Source organism: Streptomyces tauricus, assembly GCF_014650955.1.
GTDB classification, from domain to species: Bacteria; Actinomycetota; Actinomycetes; order Streptomycetales; family Streptomycetaceae; genus Streptomyces; species Streptomyces tauricus.
The window spans coordinates 20,592-41,337 of sequence record NZ_BMVY01000005.1 but is presented as its reverse complement, the minus strand read 5'-3'; the positions used below and the strand labels follow the sequence as shown (position 1 = coordinate 41,337).

Here is a 20,746-nt window from a genome sequence, read left to right as displayed (position 1 = left end):
GCCCGCGCAGGCCTGGACCGACACCGGCCCGTCCCGCATGATGACGCTGCCATGACAACGTAGCCTCGGGATGGTGACCGTGCGCGGATCCTTCGGTCGGGCGACCCTGGCCGCCGTTCTTCTCCTGGTGCCCTTCGCGCCGGCTGCCGATCCCGCGCACGCGGCCTCGGCCGGTCCGGAGGCCGCCGCCGGTGCGGCCGTCACGGCCGCGGCGGACTGGACGGCCCCGCTCAGTACGCGGGGCCGCTGGATCGTCGACGCGGACGGCGACCGGTTCAAGCTGCGCTCCGGCAACTGGCACGGCGCCAGCGGCACGTGGAACGGCAGCGGCAATGTGGACGACGACGCCAGTCATCACGCGGGCGAGAACTCCGGGCGCATACCCCTCGGCCTCGACCGGGCGCCCATGGCCGAGATCGTCGCCGGATTCCAGGAGATCGGGATCAACAGCGTCCGGCTGCCCTTCTCCAACGAGATGGTCCACGACAGCCGCCCCGTCACCGACGACGCCGTCGCCGCCAATCCCGTACTCCGCGGAAAGACCCCGCTCCAGGTGTACGACGCCGTGGTCGCCGAACTCACCGGCGCCGGGCTCGCCGTGATCCTCAACAACCACACCAACACGACCCGTTGGTGCTGCGGGGTCGACGGCAACGAACGCTGGAACGCCAGCCGGTCCGTGCAGAGCTGGGAGGACGACTGGCTCTTCATGGCCCGCCGCTACAAGGACGACAAGCGGGTCGTCGGCGCGGACCTCTACAACGAGGTGCGCCGCAATGTCTGGGACGACCCCAACTGGGGCCTGGGCGACGATCACGACTGGTTCGCCGCGTCCCAGCGCGTCGGCGACCGCATCCTCACGGAGGCCAACGCCGACCTCCTCATCGTCGTCGAGGGCATCAACTGGACCGGCATCCCCGTCGACGGCTTCGCCCACGGCCGCCCCACCCTGGAGCCCGTACGGAACCTCTCGCACACCCTCGTCGACTCCGGCAAGCTCGTGTACTCCGCCCACTTCTACGACTACACCGGCCCGAACCACAGCGGCGCGACGGGTACGGGCGAGACCACCGACCCCCGTTACCGCGACTTCGGCCCCGCCGAACTGATCGACGTACTGAACCGCCAGGCATTCTTCGTCACCGCCGAACAGGACCGGCACTTCACCGCGCCCGTCTGGATCAGCGAGTTCGGGGCCGGCGGGCGGTCGGAGACGAACCCCGAGGCGCGGGCCTGGTTCGAGAACTTCGTCGACCACCTCGTCCGCACCGACGCCGACTTCGCGTACTGGCCGCTCGTCGGCTGGCACGAGAACCGCACCGGCAACGGCTGGGCCCTGCTGCACTGGGACTCCGCGGGCCACCGCATGGGCGTGTACGACGGTGACGACTGGCGGGCCGCCGCGTGGACCCGGCTCGTCGGGGCCGCGGGGCGCACGGGTCCGGTCGCCCCGGTGGCGGAGTGGTCCATGCTCAGCCCCGACCACGGGGACTTCATCGCCTCGCGGCGGATGCGGGTGCTGCCCGACTGGGACGCCGGGGCCCGCAAGGCCGTCTGCCCCGACGGGCAACGGCTTCTCGGACTCGGGCACACGGGCAACCGGGGCCTGTGCTCCGACGTGACCACGGGGCCGCTGTCCGCCCCGGACGGCGGCCGGTACGAGGTCGTCAAGGACGAGCGGTACGTGGCGCCGGGCGGGGACTGGGCGTCCGGGTACACGAAGGTGCAGTGCGCGGACGGGCAGTTCGTGTCGGGGTACAGCGTGCGGGGCGCTGCGGTCTCCGGTGCGCTGTGCACGGCTGCCCCCGGCGGGGTCATCACTGGGACCGGTGGTCGTACGGTGTGGTTCGACCGGGGGGACAACCGGGGTTCCGCGCCCAAGGGGGGCGACTTCGCGAACGGTCGCTACAAGGGGCAGTGTGCGGACGACGAGTACGTGGCGGGTGTCGCGTACACGGGCCGAGTGGGCTCGTCCCGAACCCCGGACGCACTGTACTGCCGAAACCTCCACTGACGACGCGCCCGGATGGGGCTTGCCCACGCAGTTCCCCGCGCCCCTATGGGGCGCCCCGTCAGGGGCGCGGGGAACGGCGCAATCTCTTTAGGGGCGCGGGGAACGGCGCAATCTTTTTAGGGGCGCGGGGAACGGCGCAATCCCTTGGGGGCGCGGGGAACGGCGCAATCCCTTGGGGGCGCGGGGAACTGCGCAGTCTTTTAGGGGCGCGGGGAACTGCGCAGGCCGTCGGGAGGGCGTCACACCGGGACGCGGACCCGCTGGGACTCCGTCTCCGCCAGCCGCGCCGACCGCGTCCTCGTGCCGAACGCGGCCAGCGCCACCGCCCCCACCACCCACGTCCCCGCGATGAAGTAGAAGACGCTCCGATACCCGTGCCCGGTGTACAGCGCCGCCACGATCAGCGGCCCGGCCGCGTTCGACAACCGCCCCAGCCCGTAGGACACACTCGTGCCCAACGACCGCGCCCGCGTGTCGAACAGCTCGGGCGAGTACGCGTACGCCAGCGCCGTGTACCCGCGCTCGAAGAGGTTCACCAGGAAGCCGAACACGATGATGAGCACCGGGTTGAAGGTGAGCCCGTACAGCAGCCCGCACACCGCGATCACCGTGCCGAACGCCACCAGGCACCACTTGCGCTCGAAGCGGTCGGTGACCAGCGACGCCAGATAGCAGCCGAGCGGTGCTCCGACCGTGGTGAGCGCCACGTAGAAGACGGACTTCTCGACGCTGAACCCCTCCTTGGCCAGCAGGGTCGGCGCCCAGCTCGAATAGCCGAAGAAGCCGATGGTCTGCGTCATCCACAGGACGGACAGCAGGAGGGTCGGGAGCAGGTACTTCCTCTGCAGCAGAAGCCGCAGCGGCGCCTTCGTCGACGGTGTCTCGGCGACCGGTGGCGCGGGCTCGGGCAGCGGCCCCTTCTCGGCCGCGACGCTCGTCTCGATCTCCGTCAGGACCGCGTCCGCCGCCGCGTGCTCGCCCCGGCTCTCCAGCCAGCGCGGCGACTCCTTGAGGCGGCCGGAGAACAGGACGAGCAGGACACCCAGCGAACCCCACAGGTAGACCAGCCGCCACGACCAGTCGTTGAGCGGGACGACCGCGCTGGCGATGAGGTTGGTGACGGGCGTGCCGCAGATGCCGATGGCGATGGCGTACGCCTGGTACTTGCCGCGGATCGCCGACGGGTACATCTCGTTGACGTAGACGACGCCGACGACGGTCATCGCCGACAGGCCCGCCGAGGTCAGGACGCGGAAGACGCCGAGCGAGACCAGGTCCCAGGAGAACACCGCCGCGAACGAGGAGATGCCGAAGAACAGCGTGGTCCAGATCAGGGCCCGTTTGCGGCCCCACCGGTCGGCTATGGATCCGGCGACGATCGCCCCGATGAACATGCCGACGAAGGAGAGCGAGGTGACGTAGGCGACCTGGTCGACGGTCAGGCCCCACAGTTTGATCAGTTTCGGCGCGGTGGTGGCGAAGCTGTTGATGTCCGCGAACTCGAAGAAGTACGCGAAGGCGACGGCGAGCAGCGTGACCTTGTGGAACCGGGAGACCGGCAGCCTGTCCAGCCGGTTCAGCGCGTTGGCCTGTTGCATGTCAGTAGTCCTCGCCGGGCCAGTACAGGCCCATCGGGTTGGCGACCAGGAGCTTGTGCCGCTGCTCGGCGGTGACCGCCACGTGCGGCACGTGGTCGACGAGCAGGCCGTCGTCCGGCATGTGGTCGGTGAGGTTGGGGTGCGGCCAGTCCGTGCCCCACAGCACCCGGTCGGGGAACTCCGCCACGACGCGGCGGCCGAAGGGGACGACGTCCGTGTAGGCGTGGCGTTCGCCGTGCAGGGCGGCCGGGCCCGTGACGGTCAGGCGCTCGGGGCAACTCACCTTCACCCACACGTCGTTGGCGTCGACGAAGCGCAGGAAGCGGGTGAACTCCGGGCCCCCCACCGGTTGCGTCACGTCCGGCCGGCCCATGTGGTCCACCACCAGGGGGACGGGGAGCGAGGCGAAGAAGCCCTCCAGCTCCGGCAGGTCGACGGACTCGAAGTAGAGGACGACGTGCCAGCCCAGCGGGGCGACCTTCTCGGCGATGGTGAGCAGGTCGTCGGCGGGCGAGGTGTCCACGAGACGGCGTACGAAGTTGAAGCGCACCCCGCGCACACCCGCCGCGTCCAGGGCATGGAGTTCGCTCTCCGCGATGTCCGGGCGGACCGTCGCGATGCCGCGCGCCCGGCCGCCCGCCGACCGGACGGCGTCGACCATGGCGGCGTTGTCGGCGCCGTGGCAGGTGGCCTGCACGATGACGTTACGGGCGACGCCCAGGTGGTCGCGGAGCGCGTACAGGTCCTCCTTGCCGCCGTCGCAGGGCGTGTACTTCCGTTCCGGCGCGAAGGGGAACTCGGCCTGCGGGCCGAAGACATGGCAGTGCGTGTCGACGGTCCCCGGCGGCAGCCGGAAGGCGGGCGCGGACGGATTCTCGTACCAGTCCAGCCAGCCGGGCGTCCTGGGAGCGAGGGGGGCCGCGGGGGAAGGGGTGCTCACGCGGCTCACCGCCCCTGGCGCTTCAGGAGGGCGTCCAGGCGCGGGTACACCGCTCGGGCGTTGTGCTCCTGGACCGCCGCCAGGTCGTCCGGGGAGAGGTCCGCGGCCTCCGCGTACCGGCGCGTGTCGTCGAAGTGGAAACCCGTGCACGGGTCGATGTCGCGGACCGCGCCGATCATCTCCGAGGCGAAGAGGAGGTTGCGGGCCGGGATCACGTCGTACAGGAGGTCCGAGCCGGCCTGGTGGTAGACGCAGGTGTCGAAATAGACGTTGCCCAGGACGTGCTCTTCGAGCGGTGGTTTGCCCAGTGCCATCGCCAGGCCCCGGAAGCGGCCCCAGTGGTAGGGGACGGCTCCGCCGCCGTGCGGGATGACGAAGCGCAGGGTCGGGAAGTCGGCGAACAGGTCTCCCTGGACGAGCTGCATGAACGCCGTGGTGTCGGCGTTGAGGTAGTGCGCGCCGGTGGTGTGGAAGGCCGGGTTGACGCTCGTACTGACGTGGATCATCGCCGGGATGTCGTACTCGGCCATCTTCTCGTAGAGCGGGTACCACGAGCGGTCGGTGAGCGGCGGAGCGGTCCAGTGGCCGCCCGACGGGTCGGGGTTGAGGTTCACCGCTACGGCGCCGTACTCCTCCACGCAGCGGGTGAGTTCGGGGACGCAGGTCGCGGGGTCGACGCCCGGCGACTGCGGGAGCATCGCGGCCGGCACGAAGCGCTCCGGGTACAACTGGGCTACGCGGAAGCAGAGTTCGTTGCAGATCGCCGCCCAGGCGGCGGAGGTGTCGAAGTCACCGACGTGGTGGGCCATGAACGACGCGCGGGGCGAGAAGACCGTGACGTCGATGCCGCGGTCGTCCATCAGCCGCAACTGGTTCGGCTCGATGCTCTCGCGCAGCTCGTCGTCGCCGATGCGCAGATCCGCGCGGTCGGGGGCGGGCACGGCCGACGGGTCGGCGAGGGCGGCGGTCTGCCGGTCGCGCCAGGCCGCCAGGGCCGGTGGAGCGGTCGTGTAGTGACCGTGACAGTCGATGATCATTTACGGCGTCCTTCTCGCAGGTCGCGGGCTCGCTCTGCCCCGCAGGTCGCGGGCTGCTCTGCTGGGTGCCGTGCAGCCTCGCCCCGGTCCGCGCCGCCGCACGAGAGGACCTGACACAGAACTAACGTCCCCTTAACACTCCGGCGGGTCCGCGGCCGGTGTGGTCTACATTCGGTCGCGTGGCTACAGGGAGTGGCCGCGACCGGGGACACGCACGACAGCGGTCGAGGGAGGCGGTGACGGGGTGCAGGTACTGCTGGCCGAGGACGACGACGGCGTGGCCGCGGCGCTCGTGGAGGCCCTGTACGACCACGGCCATGTCACCCGGCGGGTCCGCTACGGCCGGGACGTGCTCACCTACCACCGCAGCTCCGACCTGCTCCTTCTCGACCTGGGACTGCCCGACACCGACGGCCTGGACGTGCTGCGCGCCCTGCGGGCGGTGAGCGACCTGCCGGTGGTCGTGCTCACCGCGCGCGGCGACGAACGCTCGGTGGTGCGCGGCCTGCGGCTCGGCGCCGACGACTACCTCGTCAAGCCGGTACGCCTCGCCGAACTGCTCGCCCGCATCGACACCGTCACCCGCCGTAACGCCGCCAGGAACGCGCCCGCCGCCCCCGCCGTACGGACCGTCCGCGCCGCCGACGTCGAGATCGAGCTGGACGCGCGCCGGGTCCGGGTCGGCGGGGCGGAGGTCGAGCTGACCACCAAGGAGTTCGACATCCTCGCCGTACTGGCCGGGCGCGCGGGCACGGCGGTCAGCCGCGAGCAGCTTCTCGACGAGGTGTGGGGCGACGCCCACCACGGCGTGTCCCGCTCCCTGGACGTCCATCTCACCCAGCTGCGCGCCAAGCTGCGCCGCCCCGACCTGCTCACCACGATCCGGGGCTTCGGCTACCGCTTCGGGACCTCGGCGACGGCCGGCGAGGACTGAGGGGCGAGGCGTGCGCACGAGGGTCCAGGCCGCACTGCTGCTGTTCGTCGTGATCGCGGTGGCCGCGTTCGCCGTACCGCTGCTGCTGTTCACCGCGTCCGACCGCACCCAGCAGCTCGTCCTCGCCCGCAGCGCCGACCTCGACCGGTTCGCGGCCCTCATGGACCAGGCCGCGGCGACCGGCGACACCTCCGCCGTCACCGCCGAGGCCCGGCGCTACACCGCGCTGTACGGCGAACCGCTCGTCGTCACCGACACCCGCCGCAGGACCGTCGTGCAGACCGGGGGCATGCGGGCCGCCGACCCCGCCGTCGCCCGGCTGCTCGACGCGGCGCTGCGCAACCAGACCGAGCATCCCTCGGGGGCGCTGCGTCCCTGGTCACGGGGGTACCGGATGTTCGCCGAGCCCGCCGGCACCGGGACCCGCGTCTCCGGGGCCGTCGTACTGCGGGCCTCCGTCGGCACCGCCGCCGACGAGATCACCCGGCGCTGGGCCGCCGTCCTCGCCGGGGCCGCGCTGGTCGCCGTCGCCTGTGCGGTCCTCGCGCGGGCCGCGACGGGCTGGGTGGTCAGTCCGCTGCGCCGGCTCGACCGGGCCGTGGGCCAGCTCGCCGCCGGACTCCCGCCGGAACAGACCCGGGCGGGCGGCCCGCCCGAACTGCGCCAGCTAGCGATCGGCTTCAACCGCATGGCGCGTACCGTCACGGCCGCCCTGGAGCAGCAGCGCAGGCTCGTCGCCGACACCTCCCACCAGATGCGCAACCCGATGGCGGCGCTCCGGCTGCGCGTCGACGCCCTGCACACGCATCTGGCCCCGACGGGCGAGCGCACGTACACCGGGGTCACCACCGAACTCGACCGGCTTGAGACCCTCCTCGACGACCTGCTCGCCCTCGCCACGGCGGAACACCGGGCCGGGGAGCTGACGGTGACCGACGGCTCGGGCGTCCACTGCGACGCGGCGGCGGTGGCGGCCGACCGGTACCGCCTGTGGGAACCGGTCGCCGAACGCGCCGGAGCCCGGCTGACCCTCACCTCGGCCGCGCCCCCGGTCCCGGCCGCCTGCACGGACCGCGAACTCGCCCAGATCGCGGACATCCTCCTGGACAACGCCATCAAGTACGCGGGCGAGGGCGCGGCAATCTCCCTCGACTGCTCCGGCGCGTCCGGCGCGGCGGTCCTCACGGTGACGGACGACGGCCCCGGCCTCGGCATCGACGAACTCGCCCTGGCCACCACGCGGTTCTGGCGCTCGGGCCGCCAACGCGAGAACCGCACGGCGGGTACGGGCCTGGGCCTGGCCATCGCCGAACAACTGCTGTCGGGCCGGGCCGGCCGACTGGAACTGACGGCGGCGCGCCCGCGGGGGCTGCGGGCGCGGGCGCTGGTACCGCGCGCGGTTGCCGGCGGAGTGGGCGGCTCGGGCGGCTCGGGCGGCGCGGGCGGTACCGGTGATGCCCGGTGAACCGGCCCCGCCCTGGATCGCGCCCCCGCCCTCTCGACCGCCGTACCCTCCTCCACGCCGCCCTCGGCACCGCCGCCGTCGCCGTGCTCGGCGGGGCGCTCACGGCCGACGCCTCCGGGCAGCGGCCCGGACCGAGCGGTGTCCTGCGTATCGCGACCGGTGAACCGACCGCCTTCTACGAGGCGTTCGGCCGCCTCCTCACCGCGGAACTGGAGTCGGCGTACCCCCGGCTGCACTGCCGCGTCCGCACCACCGCGGGCAGCCTCACCAACATCGAGCTGCTCCGCGACCGCCGCGCCGACCTCGGACTGGTCCTCACCGACACGGCGCTGGCAGCGCAGGGCACCGACCTCTTCTCGCGGCCGGTGCCGCTGCGCGCGATCGGCCGGGTGTACGAGACCTACCTGCAGTTCGTGGTGCGCGCAGACTCCCCCGTCCGCGAGGTGGCCGACCTGGCCGGGCACCCCGTCTCGCTGGGCGCGACCGGGTCAGGCGCGGCCGTGCTCGGCACCCGGATCCTGCACGCCGCGGGCCTCACCCCGGGCACCGACGTCCCCGTACTCCATCTCCCGCTGGCCGACGCGGCCGACGCGATGCGGGCGGGCTCGGTCGACGGCCTGATCGTCGCGGGCGGGGTGCCCCTGCCCGCGCTGTCCGGCCTCGACGAGCGGCCGGGGCTGCGGTTCCTGCCGCTGGCCGGCCTGCTGCCCCGGCTGGACGGGCGTGAGGGCCGGGCCGGTTCCGGTCTGGAGGAGGTGTCGCTGCCGCAGGGCGCGTACCGGTCGGCGGGCGGGGTCGCGACCATCGGGGTGTCCAACCTGCTGGTGTGCCGCCCCGACCTGCCGCACGCCGTCGCCGAGGCGCTGACCCGGCTGCTGGTCCTGCGGGCGAGCGCCCTCGTCCCCGACAACGCCGTCGGCACCCAGTTCCTCGACGTCGGCAGCCTGATCGGCACCGGCGGTATCGCCCTGCACCCCGGGGCGGCGGAGGCGTACCGGGCCCTGCACGGCTGACCGGCGGCCCCCGACAACCCCGTTCGGGCGGGTGCCGGGAATTAACCCGGTCACCTTTGTCACTGGCATGCCATACGCTGCGTCTCCGGCCGCATGTACGCACCGTCGACGGTGCGAGGGGAACACGCGGCCGGTTTCGAGCACGCCCGGCGAGTACCGGGCTTCTTTGTGGGGGGTCACATCACTGTGCGCAGGCGCAGCATGTCGATCGCGACGACACTCGCGGTCGTCCTCAGTTCCGCGGCACTGGCCGCGGGAGCGGCGGGTCCGGCCTCGGCCGATTCCGCCAAGGTTCTTCCGGTGGCGTCCGTGGGGGACATCGTCGTGGACGGCGCCCACCAGCGGGTGTACGTCTCCGATCCCACCGGCGGCAAGATCGTCGTCACCGACTACACGGGCGCCGTACGGGCGACCCTGACCGGGCTGTCCGGCGTGAGCGGCCTCGCGCTGTCCGCCGACTCCGGCCAGGTGTACGCGGCCGTCAAGAACGGCAACCGCATCGTCTCTGTGGAGACCGGCACGTACACCCAGACCGCCAGCTACCCGGTGGGCGCGGCCCCCGGCGACCTTGAGGTGGTGGACGGCCGCGTCTGGTTCGCCCACGGCACCGACTTCGGTTCGCTCGACGTCTCGGGCGCCGAGCCCGTCGTGCACCTCGCCCAGCGGGGGGACGTCGGCTTCTCCGGCGGCTACGGCATGTTCCTGGCCTCCGACCCGGCCGTCCCCGGCGTCCTGGTGGCAGGCAACGGCGGCGACCTCGCCGTGTACGACGTGTCCGCCGACGGGGCCGCGCTGCGGGTCAAGGGCGACATGGACACCGCCGTACGGCAGATCGACCTGACGCCCGACGGCGCCCAGGTCCTCACCTCGTGGGCCTCCCCGGGCCACGGCTACGGCATCGGCGCCTACGCGGCCACCGACCTGGCCGAGCAGACCGGTTACCCCACCGACGCCTACCCGAACGCGGTGCGGGTCGCGCCCGACGGCAGCGTCGCGGGCGGCAGCGACTCCTGGTACGAGCCGGACGTCCACATCCACCGGCCGGGCGACCGGACACCGGTGCGGGAGTACGACTTCCCCAACACCGGCAACAGCAGCGGCGCCGACACCCTCGTGGACGGGGCCCTCGCCTGGGCGCCGGACGCGAGCCAGGTCTTCGCGGTCTCCGTGAACACCTACGGCACGTACACGCTGCGCGGCCTGTCCGACCCGACCAAGGAGCTGCCCACCCTCAAGGTGTCGGCCCCCACCAAGTCGGACCGCGCCAAGAAGCTCACCGTCACCGGCAAGCTGACCTCGAAGTCGGCCGTCCCGGCGGGCACCTCCCTGAGCGTGACCCGTACGGACGTCGAGTCCCCGAGCGGCAAGGCGCTGGCCGCCGTCAAGACGAAGGCGGACGGCAGCTTCTCCTTCACGGACACCCCGCCGGCCGGCGGCAAGGTCACCTACAAGGTGTCCTACGCGGGCGACGCCACGCACGGCGCCGTCTCCGGTTCCGACGCGGTGGAGGTCTCGCGCAAGGCGACCACGCTGACCCTCAACAACAACGGCAAGCTGTACGCGTACGGCAAGGACGTCAGTTTCACCGCGCACCTCGGGACGACGTACAAGAACCGTACGGTCGCGATCTACGCGGACCCCTACGGCTCCGACAAGCCGAAGAAGCTGCTGAAGACGGCCAAGGTCAACTCCAGCGGCAACCTGTCGGCAACCGTCGACATGACCCGTGACACCACGGTCAGCGCGGTCTTCGCGGGCGACGCGCGCTACGCCTCCAAGACCGTGAAGTCGACGGCGTACGCCAAGGCGAAGGTCTCCACCACCGTCTCCAAGCACTACAAGACGGCGAAGATCGGCTCCACGACGTACCAGTGGTTCCGCAAGAACACCGACCCGAAGTTCACCACCACGATGAACTACTACACGGGCCGCAAGCAGCGTTTCGAGGTGCAGGTGTACCACCAGGGCTCCTGGTACACGACGGGCTCCGAGTACTTCGCCCTCGGCACCAGCGGCGTCTCGGTCGTGACCCTGGAGGCGCCGGGCGAGTCCGGAATCCGGGCCCGGATCCGCTCGTCGTACATCAACAGCTCGTCCGGCGACACGGTCAACTCCACGACCCACGGCGCCTGGAAGTACATCACCTTCACGAATTAGGTGGCTCGCCCGACGCCTGACCGCGGTGCCGGTCAGGCGTCGGGCAGTGACGCCGCCAGGTGCTCCCACGCCGTGTGCGCGTCCTCGCCGACCGTCCTTGCCCAACTCGATCCGCAAGGATGCGCCCTGCACGTAAGCGCGTACGGGATCTCCCGGGCAGGGGTGCCGGGCAGGCAAGATGTCCCTATGAAAAAGCTGTCCGTACGATCAGCCGGTCGCGACCGCTCCGACGCCGGCTCCACCGGATCGGTGCTGTCGCTGTGGTCGCAGGACTCCGTGCTGTCGATCGGCTCGGTGGGCTCGGTGCTGTCCGTGGGGTCCGTCGGCTCGGCCCTGTCGGTCGCCTCGATCGGCAGCGCCCTGTCGGTCGGCTCGATCGGCTCGTCCCTGTCGCTGATATCCACCGGCTCCTGGCTGAGTACGGGATCGCTGCTCTCCGCGCAGTCACGGTGGTCGGTGCTGTCGTGGCGCTCGAACGGCGGGTTCCTGGCGGTGGGAGCGGTCGGCGCGGCGGGCGCGGCCCTGCTGATGGCACAGCTGCGCCACAGGGCCCCGGGGTGAGGCCGGAACCCGAACGGTGATCTCCCCGTCTTCCTCTGCCGAGGGGCCCTGCCCGGGCCTGCCCGCCACCTAGCAAATCGACTGAAGACTTGAAACACATAAAATCGCAGGTCCCCGCCCTGATCGACCCTGCCGTCGCGCCCCCCTTGTGGCGTCGGCGGCGGGCGAGACTCTGGGCAGTGGTGGGCGCGGCGGCCCTCGGGTTCATGATCTCGCTGGAGATCGCCGCGCGTCACTACGGCCTGCCGGGCCCGATCACCAACCAGGTGCGCGAGGTGGTGTTCGCCCCGAAATCGGGGGGCCTGCTGTACGCGAGCATGGCGCTGATGCTGGTGGTGCTCCCCTGGCGGCAACGGTTCGTCGCGGTCGGTGCCGCGATCGGTGTCGACGCCGTCATCTGGCTGGTCCGGTGGGCGGCCGACGCCAGGGCGACCGACGGCCACCCCTTCGGGACCGGCGCGTTGTGGGTGATCCTCGGCTGTGCGGTCATGGCCTTCACCCGTCGCACCGGCCAGGAACGTGTGCTGCTGCTGAAGGGCGTCGGGCTGGGCCTGCTGCTGGTGGTCGGCCGCAAGACCGGAGACACCTGGCTGCTCATCACCTCGAAGACCCGCCCGATGGTGCTCGACCAGTACATGGCGTCCGCCGACCACGCGCTGGGCAATCTCTCCTGGCCGGTGGGCAGGCTCGTCACCGCCTCCGGCCCGGTCGGCTTCAACCTTCTCGACTTCGTCTACGGCCAGCTCGCGGTGGCCGCGGTCCTCGTCGCGCTGTACCAGCTGCGCAACGTGGCGACCGAACGCCGCTTCCCGGTCCATCACCTGGTGCGCACCTTCCTGCTGGTCGGTCTCCTCGGCCCGGCCGTCTACATGATCTTCCCGGTGGTCGGTCCGGTCTTCGCCTTCGGCAGGGGCGCCGAGCACTGGGCGGGCGTCAGCCTGTGGGCCGACGCCGCCCCGCCCAGCGCGCCATGGGCGGTGGGCGATCTGTGGCCGCGCACGCCGCCGCCGATCGGCGCCCCGCAGCCCATGGGCTTCGACGGGATAACCCCGCGCAACTGCATGCCGAGCCTGCACACGGCGTGGGCCGTCACGATCTTCATCCACTCCCGCAAGGGCCCGCGGTTCCTACGTTTCGCGGGTGCGTTCTGGCTGGTCGCGACACTGGCCGCGACGCTCGGATTCGGCTACCACTACGGGGCGGACCTCGTCGCCGGTGTGGTGTTCGTCCTCACGATAGAGGCGGCCCTGCGCGCGTACGACCGCGGCTGGGACCGGGCGGGGCTCCGGCTGGCCGCCCATGGCGCGACCGTCTTCGCCGCGCTCCTGCTGGCCTACCGCTTCCTGCCGTCGGAGATGGCCCGGCACCCGTGGGTCTACGGGCCACTGGTCGTCCTGGCGATGGCCTCGGTGATCTACGGCTACGTACGGACCACGACCGCGTGGGAACCGAAGCCCGCGCCGGCACCCCAACTGGACCCCCAGCCCGAACCGGCCTGAACCTCCCGGGCAGCGGGACGGTTCAGGACCGTTCAGGAGAACAGCAGGCGCCAGGTCAGCGGGCCGGGCATGCCGTCGGCGTCGCCGCGCAGTTCCTTGCGTGACTTCTGGAAGTCGCGCACGTTCAGCCGGTCCGCCTCGCCCCAGTTCCTGCTCGGGCCGACCTTGTAGTGGTCGCCGAAGCCGCGCTTGACCAACTGCTTGCCGAGCTGCAGCACGTACGCGTTCGACGCCCCGGCCACGAAGTACTTGCGGCCGGGGAACGCGGGGACCGTGGGCGTGGTCGTCCCCGGGCTGTCGTCGTCCACGTCCAGGTCGGCCTTCGCGTACTTGAGGATCCTGGCGAAGTCGAGCGCGCCGGGGTCGCCGTGGACGTTCTCCGGCACGTGCATGTGCCCGCAGACCCCCTTGAAGGCCGTCCACTTCGCACCCGACATCCGCTGACCGCCGCCGTTCGCGTACGACGAGGGGTACGCGGGCCACGCCTTCGGCCCCGACAGCGGTACGCCGTGCTCCTCGTGCATCCAGGCCAGGAAGCGGGCGATCTCCCGCAGGGCCCAGTCGGGCGCGTCCGGCCAGTAGACGTGCGCCCGGCCCGCGGACTTCCACTTCGCGTGCGTCTTCGGATCGCAGGTGCCGACCAGCTCGACCTGGCACACGTTCATGGTGTTCGTCTCGACACCGCCGGCCAGATTGACCAGGGCCCGGGAGGAGGTCTCGACGTCGAAGTGCTGGTACCACTTCAGCTTCTTGGCGGCGAGGTCGGGTACCGCGGTCAGGTTCGGTGCGGAGGAGCCGCCGCCGTAGCCGGGCAGGGTGGAACCCTCGGTGGTGTGCAGGACGACGACGTTGACCTGCATCGGGTCACCGCCGAAATCGTCCTGGTACCAGTTGGCCCGGCTCGCGGAGGGGTAACGCTGGGGTCCTGTCTTGGTGCTCATCACAGACTCCTGGGTCGAGTACGTCCTGCACATCCTTGAAGAACGGCCCACGACGGCACATCGACTCAGAACCCGGTCAGGGCCGCACGGCGTGAGCGGTCCACCTAGCTGAAGGGAACGGCATCGGTGGGGGAGGTGTGCCAGTTGGTGACGATCGGCTTGTCGACCGTGATGGTGTCGACCGGCAGGGTGACCGGATTGGGGTCCTCGTTGCCGACGGCCACGATGATGTTCTCCAGCTCCTTGCCACCGTCGGTGTCGGTGGTCTTGGGGTTCACGCCCGCGTAGGCGACGGTGCTCCCGCTCAGCTTGATCTGCTCGCCGACGCTCTGCTCCGCGGGGCCCGCCTCGGTGCCGTCGGACCCGAACGCCACGGTCGGCAGCTCGGCGGGCAGATAGCAGCTGATCCCCGACTTGGCCTTCGCCATGATCAGGATGTAACCGCCGGCCTGGCTCTCGGACCTGGTGCTCCAGGTGATGTCGTTGGCGCCGCAGCCCTGTTCGACCTTCTCCCGCGTACCGTCGCCGGTGTCGACGCCGGAGCCGTCCGTGTTCCCGGTCCCCTTGCTCGCGTCGGAGCCCGTCCCCTTGCCGGCGGCCTGGCCGCCGCCCGTGCTCGACGAGCCGGACGGCGTGGCCCCGCCGTCGGCCTTACCCGCGGAGGAGGAACTGCTCCCGGAACGGCTGTCCTTGGCCTTGTCGTCCGTTTCCTGGCACGCGGTCATCAGCAGGGCGCTGCCCACGACGACGGCGGAGACGAGGAAGGCCTTACGACGGATGCCAGACATGGAATTCCTTTGTGTGGGACGGAGTTGAGCCGCCGCGGAGGCCGGTGTGCATCGGCCTCGCGGTGCTCGCTTGATCACTATGAGGGGGCCGGGAGGCGAAGGGATCCCGCCGCCGTCGTTCCAGGACAGCGCTGTCACGGACCGGTGACATGATCACGGCGGATCACGGGAGACCCGGGCCGGGCAGGACTACCAGACGAGGGCGTCCGCCGCGTTGTCCTGCCAGTACGTGACGGCTGCCGCGCTGTTGAAGAAGACACCGCCGCCCGGCAGCTTCACGCTCTTCTCCGTGGCGGTCGCGTTGCCGTTCCTGTCGGTGAACAGCACACCGAGGGTCTTCACCTGGCTGCCGCCCTCGCCGTCGGGGGAGTACGTCGAGATGCCGGCGTACGCGGTCCCGCCGGGCTCCAGCATCAGCACCGACTGCGGAGTGCTCTCGTCGACCCACGCCAGCGGGGCCTGGGCGTCGGCACCGGCCCGCAGGAAGGGGGCGCTGTAGGCGTAGCAGGGCTTGGTGCCCGTGTTGGTGGCCTTGAGCAGCAGGTGGTTGATCGGGCGGGACACCGGGCTGACGGTCACCTTGGTGTTCGCCGTCGTGCAGGTGGCGACGGAGGACGCCTTGGCGGTCGCGGCCGTGGTCGCGGCGGAGGCGGTCTGCCCGGTGGCCTGGAACCCGACGAGCGCGAGGGCGGCGACGGCGAGGGAGGAGGCGGCGGTACGGGAGACGGAACGAGTGCTCTTACGCATGAGTGGACTGCTTTCTGGGCGAGGTGCCGTGCTGTGGACGGCCCCACCTTGTGCCGCCCTCCGTCCCAGCCGCCACTCCTGCCGGAATTACGGGACGCTGGAATGCTCAAACGGGCCCTGACCTGCGGAAACTTGACCTGCCTGGAACGCCCGACGGAACGCCCGCACACCACCATTTAGAGTGTGCTGACCGTCGCCCGTGACAGATGTGCCGGGGGCGGTCCCAGGGGACAGTCAAGTGGGAACAGCAGGGGGGCAATTGATGTCCGTTTTTCACGCGCGGCGGTTTCGAAGATGCACGGCGGCGGGACTGTGCGGGGCGGCGCTGACCGCCTCGGCGTTGCTCGCGCCCACACCGACGCTCGCGGCGACGGCGACGGCGACGGCGACGGCGACGGCGTCCGCGTCGGACGGTGGGCGGGCCACGGTGGGAGTGGTCTCGCCGGCGGAGAACCAGGGTGAGAGCGAGGGCCGGGGCGGTGGACTCCGCACCGGACAGAGCGCCGAGATGGGTGACGACGGCCGCGTCGAGCTCGTCGACGGACGGGACGTCCGGGTGACGGCGGACGCACGGGGCGACGCCCGGGGTGCCCGCTACTCCGTGGCGTCACTGAACGGCACGGTGTCCGTACGGCCGGCCGGGAAGCCGGCCTCCGACGCTGCGACCGCGACGCTTCCGCTGCCGAAGGAAGCCGGTGGCACCCGGCGTGCCGCCACGACCGCTGCCGCGACCGGGACCACGACCAGGGCCACGACTGCTGCCGCCACATCGGCGAAGGCGGCCGCGGCGTCGTACACGGTCAAGCTGCGCATCACGAACGCCGACGTACGGTCCAAGCAGTTCTACGTCTGGGACCGCAAGACCTGGACGTCGTACTCCGTGCCCCTCGGCGACCCCGGCGACTCGGCGACCGTGAAGCTGCCGCCGGGCGACTACTTCGCGGTCGCGCTGCACAACGAGTGGATGGAGCCGAGCTACCTGCTCACGAGCAGTTTCACGGTCGGTTCGGCGGCGAAGACGGTCAGCTTCGACGAGCGGGCCGCCAAGGAGACCGCGATCCGCACCGACGACACCACGGCCACCCGTGAGGCGTCCGCCGTGTGGATCAGCGTCCCGGGCGGCGACCTGGCGGGCTTCGCGGGCTCGGGGGCCGACAAGGTGTACGTCACCCCGTTCACGCGCAGCGGTGTCTCGCTGCGCGTGCACGAGGTGCTGGGCAAGAAGGGCGCCTCGGCGAGCGTGCCGAGCCCCTACCGCTACGACCTCACGCACAGCTTCACCGGCAGCGTGCCCGCCTCCCCGGTGAAGACGGTCGGCGCGTCCTCCCTGGCGAAGACCGTCACGAAGGTGGCGGCCCCGGGCACGCGGACGACCGCCTCCCTGCAGAGCGTGCCGTCCTTCGGCGAGTGGACGGGTGTCTACATCGGTTCCGCGGTGCCCGTCGCCGGTTCGGTCACCGAGTACGCCACCGCCGGAATCACCTACAGCCGCCTGCTGTCGTACGGCACGGGCGAGGCGAGCCTGAGCCTCCCGGACCGCAGGCTCTCCGCCGGGACCGGCGCGGGCGAGACCCTGGGCACCGCGCCCGCGCAGCCGCTCCGCCGCGAGGGAGGCGGCTCACAGCGCAACTTCGACAAGATCTGGCTGTACGAGCCGAACACCTTCAGCGACGCGGCCGGCCACCCCGGAACCGACAGCCGCGCGACGTACTCGTACAAGCTCACCTCCTCGGACGGTGTCACCCACGCCCAGGCCGACGGCCTCGACGCCTACGACACGCTCTCGACGCCGAACCTGCAGTCGCTGACGAGGACGTACACCCTCGACCAGCGCGTCCACCGCCGTGTCCCGTACTCCCGGCTGTCCACGGACGTGCGCAACGAGTGGACGTTCCGCTCGGAGTACGCGGAGGGCCGCGAACTCCCGCTCATCGACACCCGGTTGAGCGTCCCGGCGCTGAACGGCTTCGGCCGCGTCACCGCCGCGGGTTCCGTACGGATCGAGGCGGGCGCGACGACCCGGGGCACGGACGCGACGGTGGCGAACACCCGCGTCACCGGGCTCGCCCACTCCACCGACGACGGCGCGACCTGGACGGACGCGACGGTCGCGGCGGACGGCTCGGCGACGGTCGACGTCCCCGCGACGGCCTCCTTCGTCTCCCTGCGCGTCACCGCCGCCGACGATCAGGGCGGCGTGCTGCGCCGCACCATCACGCGGGCCTTCGCGGGCCCGGCCCCGCAGGGCGACGAGACGGTGGGTGCGACCCGCATCTCGAACGTCGTGGTCAACGGAGGCAAGGCGGTCGAACTGACCGACGCGCCGCTGCAGGAGTTCACGGCGAAGTTCACCGCCACCGACCCGTCGGGGATCGCGGGCGGAGACATGTACCTGTACAAGGGCTCGTACGACACCCCCGACGCCGTCCTCCACGGCTCGTGGTCCGCGACCTGCACCAAGGTCAACGCGACCACGTCCACCTGCGAGACGCAGTTCGCCTACATCCAGCCGCGCTGGACCCTGGGGCGCAACGCACTCGCCGGTACGTGGAAGCTGGCGGCGTGGGCGGAGTCGGCGGACGGCAAGGGCCACGTCGACGTACACGCGGCCAGGACGGTCCCGGTGCTGCGTGACGCGAAGCTGACGGCCAACGCGGCTCCCGAGCCGGTGACCAAGGGCAAGACCCTCACCATCACGGGCAAGCTCACCCGCGTGGACTGGGAGACGCGCGGCGGCTATCACGCCTTCACCGGCCAGAAGGCCACACTGCAGTTCCGCAAGAAGGGGACGTCCGCGTACACGACCGTGAAGACGGTCACCACGGACGGCTCCGGAAACCTGAAGACGACGGCGAAGGCGTCCACGGACGGCTACTGGCGGTACAGCTTCGCCGCCACGTCGACCACGGCGTCCGTCAACGCGACGGGCGACTACGTGGACGTCCGCTGAAGTCACCCCTTGCCGGGCCCGGCCCGGCAAGGGGTGTTCGGTCCGACAAGGGGAGGTGCGGCGGTCAGCGCACCGGGAACCCGAAGGAGTAACCCTCCTGCTTGAGCTGGGGGAGGATCCGGCGCAGGGCCTCGACGGTCTGGGCGCGGTCGCCGCCCGCGTCGTGGAAGAGGAGCGTCGGCCCCTCGGGCAGTTGCTCCTCGACGGTCGCGACGATGGCGTCCGTGCCGGGCTTCTCGAAGTCCTTGGTGTCCACGTTCCAGCCCAGCGGGCGCATACCGTGAGAGGCGGCCAGCTTGCGGCTGTACGGGGTGAACGCGCCGCCCGGCGCCCGGTAGTACATCGGCCGTACGCCCCCGGACGCCTTGATGATCATGCGCTCGGCGTCGAGGATCTGGTCCTTCTGGTAGGCCTGGGACTGCTTGTCCATGGCCGTGTCGTGCGACACCGAGTGGTCGCACAGCCGGTGCCCCGCCGCGACGACCTCCTTGACGAGGTCGGGGTGGGCCTGCGCCTGCGTCCCCACCATGCAGAACGTGGCCTTCACCCCGTTCTCCCGCAGCACGTCGAGCATCTGCGGAGTCCATACGGGGTCGGGGCCGTCGTCGATGGTGATGTTGACGCCGCGAGCGCCCTTGTCGGAGGCGTGCACGATGGTCGCCGAGACCGGCTTGACGGCGCTCTCCGAGGCGGCCGGCTTCGAGGAACCGCTCACGTTCTCGGCCTGCGCGGTCCAGATCGAGGCACCGGTGGCGGCCAGCGCCACTCCGAGCGCCGCGCCGAGCACCTTGCCGTACCAACCGCGTCCGCCACTGTGCCGCGCCATATCCGCCCCGCTCCCCCGCAGTTGCCCGCCAACTCCCCGGTCCCCCGGTGACAGCCAGAACAGTACGAGCACCGACACCGCTCGAACGGCCCCGTTACGGATCAAGGACAATCCCGAAGAGGTTCCCGGACAACTGGGCCTCGGGGCACGGGATTTGCTGCGACGCCTGGGGTGGTGGGGGTGCGCGTGCTGTGCTGTCGCTACGGGGACGCGTGATGCGGGAAGGCCTCGGCCGCCCAACAGGGCCGGCGTCTCCGCCGGATCCACCGCCACTCGTACGGGTGGTCCAGGTCGCGTGCGGCCATCACGGTGGGTGCGGTGTGGTCCAGCATGGGGCCGCCCGCCGCCCGCCGCCCATGTCCCCGACCAGGGAGCCTTGTTCCGCGATGCCTGAGTCTGCGTTTGAGTCTGCGTTTGAGTCTGAGTCTGCGTTTGCGTTTGCGTCTGGTTCCGCGTCGGCCCCCGCTCCCGTCACCCACCCTCCTGCCGCCCCCCGCCCGGGATGCTGACGAAGGAGATCCAGGCGGGCCTGGAGCAGTGGGCCGCGCGGGTGGACGACACCCGGCGGCGGGTCCGTGAGGCGGGCCCGGCGGAGAAGGCCGCTAGCGTCCGCTACGCCGCCCAGTGCCGGCGCGAGGCGTTCAAGTACCTGGCGACGACGTGCGGTTCCCTGCGCGGCTGGCCCGGCCGGGAACAGGTCGGCGACCAGGGAGTGCTCGCCGCGCACCGCATCCTCCTGGCCCTGGACGGCCTGGAGATCCGCAAGGTCCTGCCGCTGGTCACCGCGGCGGCGGCGAAGCACCGGATCCCGCCCAGGTTCCTGGCCGAGGCGACCGACGCGCTCTGCGTCGCCGAACGGCGCCCCCAGGTCTACGGCACGGCGGCGGGGCATCCCGTCGCCGACGAGGCCCGCGTCGACGCGCTGCGTGCCGCGCTGGGACTGCCTCCCCTGGCTCCCCAGCCCTTGCTCCAACAGGCGTTCCCCGCCCGGAAACCGACCCCCGACGAGCCCCTCGCCGCCGAACTCGCCGTCCTGGAGGGCCTGTTGCGGGAGCTGCCCCCGGTCGTCCCGCTGCCACGTACCGTCCGTGCCACGGTCGCCGCGCACTCGGTATGGGGAGCGCGTACTGCGGCGGCCCGGCCCGGCCGGACACCGCCGAGCTGGAGATCCGGGGGCGCGTATGGCGGCTCTGCGCGGAGTGCGAGCGGTGCCCGGACACTCCGGAGGGCCGCCTGCTGGACGTGCTGACGGCCAAGGGCGGTATCCCGGAGGCCG

General features: G+C 71.5%; 16 protein-coding genes. 9 read left to right on the top strand and 7 right to left on the bottom strand.

The genetic code is table 11. From position 1 onward, the window contains the following. Positions 1-70: 70 nt before the first annotated feature. Entirely contained in the window at positions 71-2,014 is a 1,944-nt protein-coding gene (locus tag IE278_RS10640; RefSeq protein WP_189771084.1) for a glycoside hydrolase family 5 protein, read from the top strand. A gap of 239 nt (positions 2,015-2,253) precedes the next feature. On the opposite strand, the gene IE278_RS10635 is transcribed toward IE278_RS10640, so the two are convergent. From IE278_RS10635 to IE278_RS10625, 3 genes are read right to left on the bottom strand one after another with little or no spacing between them, the layout of a single operon-like run. After that, the gene (locus IE278_RS10635; RefSeq protein WP_189771082.1) at positions 2,254-3,612 is read right to left on the bottom strand and encodes an MFS transporter; all 1,359 of its coding nucleotides are present in this window, start codon (positions 3,610-3,612) and stop codon (positions 2,254-2,256) included. 1 nt (position 3,613) lies between these two features. After that, positions 3,614-4,552 (bottom strand): amidohydrolase family protein, encoded by a 939-nt coding sequence (locus tag IE278_RS10630; RefSeq protein WP_189771080.1) that lies wholly within the window; start codon positions 4,550-4,552, stop codon positions 3,614-3,616. 5 nt (positions 4,553-4,557) lie between these two features. Continuing rightward, on the bottom strand, positions 4,558-5,589 hold the full coding sequence (locus IE278_RS10625) for an amidohydrolase family protein (protein ID WP_189771078.1): 1,032 nt from the start codon (positions 5,587-5,589) through the stop codon (positions 4,558-4,560). A 244-nt stretch (positions 5,590-5,833) separates the two neighbouring features. On the opposite strand from IE278_RS10625, the gene IE278_RS10620 reads away from it, so the two are divergent. The 6 genes from IE278_RS10620 to IE278_RS10595 all read left to right on the top strand — a co-directional run bounded on the left by IE278_RS10620 (position 5,834) and on the right by IE278_RS10595 (position 13,218). Next, positions 5,834-6,523 (top strand): response regulator transcription factor, encoded by a 690-nt coding sequence (locus IE278_RS10620; RefSeq protein WP_189771076.1) that lies wholly within the window; start codon positions 5,834-5,836, stop codon positions 6,521-6,523. A 10-nt stretch (positions 6,524-6,533) separates the two neighbouring features. After that, positions 6,534-7,988, top strand: a complete 1,455-nt coding sequence (locus IE278_RS10615; protein WP_189771074.1) for a sensor histidine kinase — start codon at positions 6,534-6,536, stop codon at positions 7,986-7,988. Then, positions 7,985-9,001, top strand: coding sequence for a TAXI family TRAP transporter solute-binding subunit (locus IE278_RS10610; RefSeq protein ID WP_189771073.1), 1,017 nt, complete (start codon positions 7,985-7,987; stop codon positions 8,999-9,001). Before IE278_RS10615 ends, IE278_RS10610 begins: the two co-directional genes overlap by 4 nt. A 201-nt stretch (positions 9,002-9,202) precedes the next feature. Further along, positions 9,203-11,158 (top strand): NHL repeat-containing protein, encoded by a 1,956-nt coding sequence (locus tag IE278_RS10605; RefSeq protein WP_246570244.1) that lies wholly within the window; start codon positions 9,203-9,205, stop codon positions 11,156-11,158. 186 nt (positions 11,159-11,344) lie between these two features. Continuing rightward, the gene (locus IE278_RS10600) at positions 11,345-11,719 is read left to right on the top strand and encodes a hypothetical protein (RefSeq protein ID WP_213089716.1); all 375 of its coding nucleotides are present in this window, start codon (positions 11,345-11,347) and stop codon (positions 11,717-11,719) included. A gap of 179 nt (positions 11,720-11,898) precedes the next feature. After that, complete coding sequence (locus tag IE278_RS10595; RefSeq protein WP_220451675.1) at positions 11,899-13,218, top strand: phosphatase PAP2 family protein; 1,320 nt, start codon at positions 11,899-11,901, stop codon at positions 13,216-13,218. A 32-nt stretch (positions 13,219-13,250) separates the two neighbouring features. On the opposite strand, the gene IE278_RS10590 is transcribed toward IE278_RS10595, so the two are convergent. From IE278_RS10590 to IE278_RS10580, 3 genes are all read right to left on the bottom strand, one after another. Beyond that, a complete protein-coding gene (locus IE278_RS10590; RefSeq protein WP_189771071.1) occupies positions 13,251-14,159 on the bottom strand; it encodes a peptidoglycan-binding protein in 909 nt (302 codons plus the stop codon). Positions 14,160-14,263: 104 nt separating this feature from the next. Continuing rightward, positions 14,264-14,947, bottom strand: a complete 684-nt coding sequence (locus tag IE278_RS10585; protein ID WP_189771070.1) for a DUF4232 domain-containing protein — start codon at positions 14,945-14,947, stop codon at positions 14,264-14,266. A 189-nt stretch (positions 14,948-15,136) separates the two neighbouring features. Continuing rightward, complete coding sequence (locus IE278_RS10580) at positions 15,137-15,694, bottom strand: DUF4232 domain-containing protein (RefSeq protein WP_189771069.1); 558 nt, start codon at positions 15,692-15,694, stop codon at positions 15,137-15,139. 262 nt (positions 15,695-15,956) lie between these two features. On the opposite strand from IE278_RS10580, the gene IE278_RS42175 reads away from it, so the two are divergent. Continuing rightward, positions 15,957-18,644, top strand: a complete 2,688-nt coding sequence (locus IE278_RS42175) for a hypothetical protein (RefSeq protein ID WP_246570243.1) — start codon at positions 15,957-15,959, stop codon at positions 18,642-18,644. 64 nt (positions 18,645-18,708) lie between these two features. Here IE278_RS42175 and IE278_RS10570 read toward each other — a convergent pair whose 3' ends face one another. Then, entirely contained in the window at positions 18,709-19,470 is a 762-nt protein-coding gene (locus IE278_RS10570) for a polysaccharide deacetylase family protein (protein WP_189771067.1), read from the bottom strand. Positions 19,471-19,972: 502 nt separating this feature from the next. On the opposite strand from IE278_RS10570, the gene IE278_RS10565 reads away from it, so the two are divergent. Further along, positions 19,973-20,719 carry a hypothetical protein gene (locus IE278_RS10565; RefSeq protein ID WP_189771065.1) on the top strand — a complete coding sequence of 249 codons (747 nt, stop codon included), beginning with the start codon at positions 19,973-19,975 and terminating at the stop codon, positions 20,717-20,719. The last annotated feature ends 27 nt before the right edge of the window (positions 20,720-20,746 follow it).

What these genes read in the sequence shown, in the direction of transcription:
- IE278_RS10640 (WP_189771084.1), top strand. Translation starts at nt 71, where the DNA reads ATGGTGACCGTGCGCGGATCCTTCGGTCGGGCGACCCTGGCCGCCGTT.
- IE278_RS10635 (WP_189771082.1), bottom strand. Translation starts at nt 3,612, where the DNA reads ATGCAACAGGCCAACGCGCTGAACCGGCTGGACAGGCTGCCGGTCTCC.
- IE278_RS10625 (WP_189771078.1), bottom strand. Translation starts at nt 5,589, where the DNA reads ATGATCATCGACTGTCACGGTCACTACACGACCGCTCCACCGGCCCTG.
- IE278_RS10605 (WP_246570244.1), top strand. Translation starts at nt 9,203, where the DNA reads ATGTCGATCGCGACGACACTCGCGGTCGTCCTCAGTTCCGCGGCACTG.
- IE278_RS10600 (WP_213089716.1), top strand. Translation starts at nt 11,345, where the DNA reads ATGAAAAAGCTGTCCGTACGATCAGCCGGTCGCGACCGCTCCGACGCC.
- IE278_RS10590 (WP_189771071.1), bottom strand. Translation starts at nt 14,159, where the DNA reads ATGAGCACCAAGACAGGACCCCAGCGTTACCCCTCCGCGAGCCGGGCC.
- IE278_RS10585 (WP_189771070.1), bottom strand. Translation starts at nt 14,947, where the DNA reads ATGTCTGGCATCCGTCGTAAGGCCTTCCTCGTCTCCGCCGTCGTCGTG.
- IE278_RS10580 (WP_189771069.1), bottom strand. Translation starts at nt 15,694, where the DNA reads ATGCGTAAGAGCACTCGTTCCGTCTCCCGTACCGCCGCCTCCTCCCTC.
- IE278_RS42175 (WP_246570243.1), top strand. Translation starts at nt 15,957, where the DNA reads ATGTCCGTTTTTCACGCGCGGCGGTTTCGAAGATGCACGGCGGCGGGA.
- IE278_RS10570 (WP_189771067.1), bottom strand. Translation starts at nt 19,470, where the DNA reads ATGGCGCGGCACAGTGGCGGACGCGGTTGGTACGGCAAGGTGCTCGGC.
- IE278_RS10565 (WP_189771065.1), top strand. Translation starts at nt 19,973, where the DNA reads ATGCTGACGAAGGAGATCCAGGCGGGCCTGGAGCAGTGGGCCGCGCGG.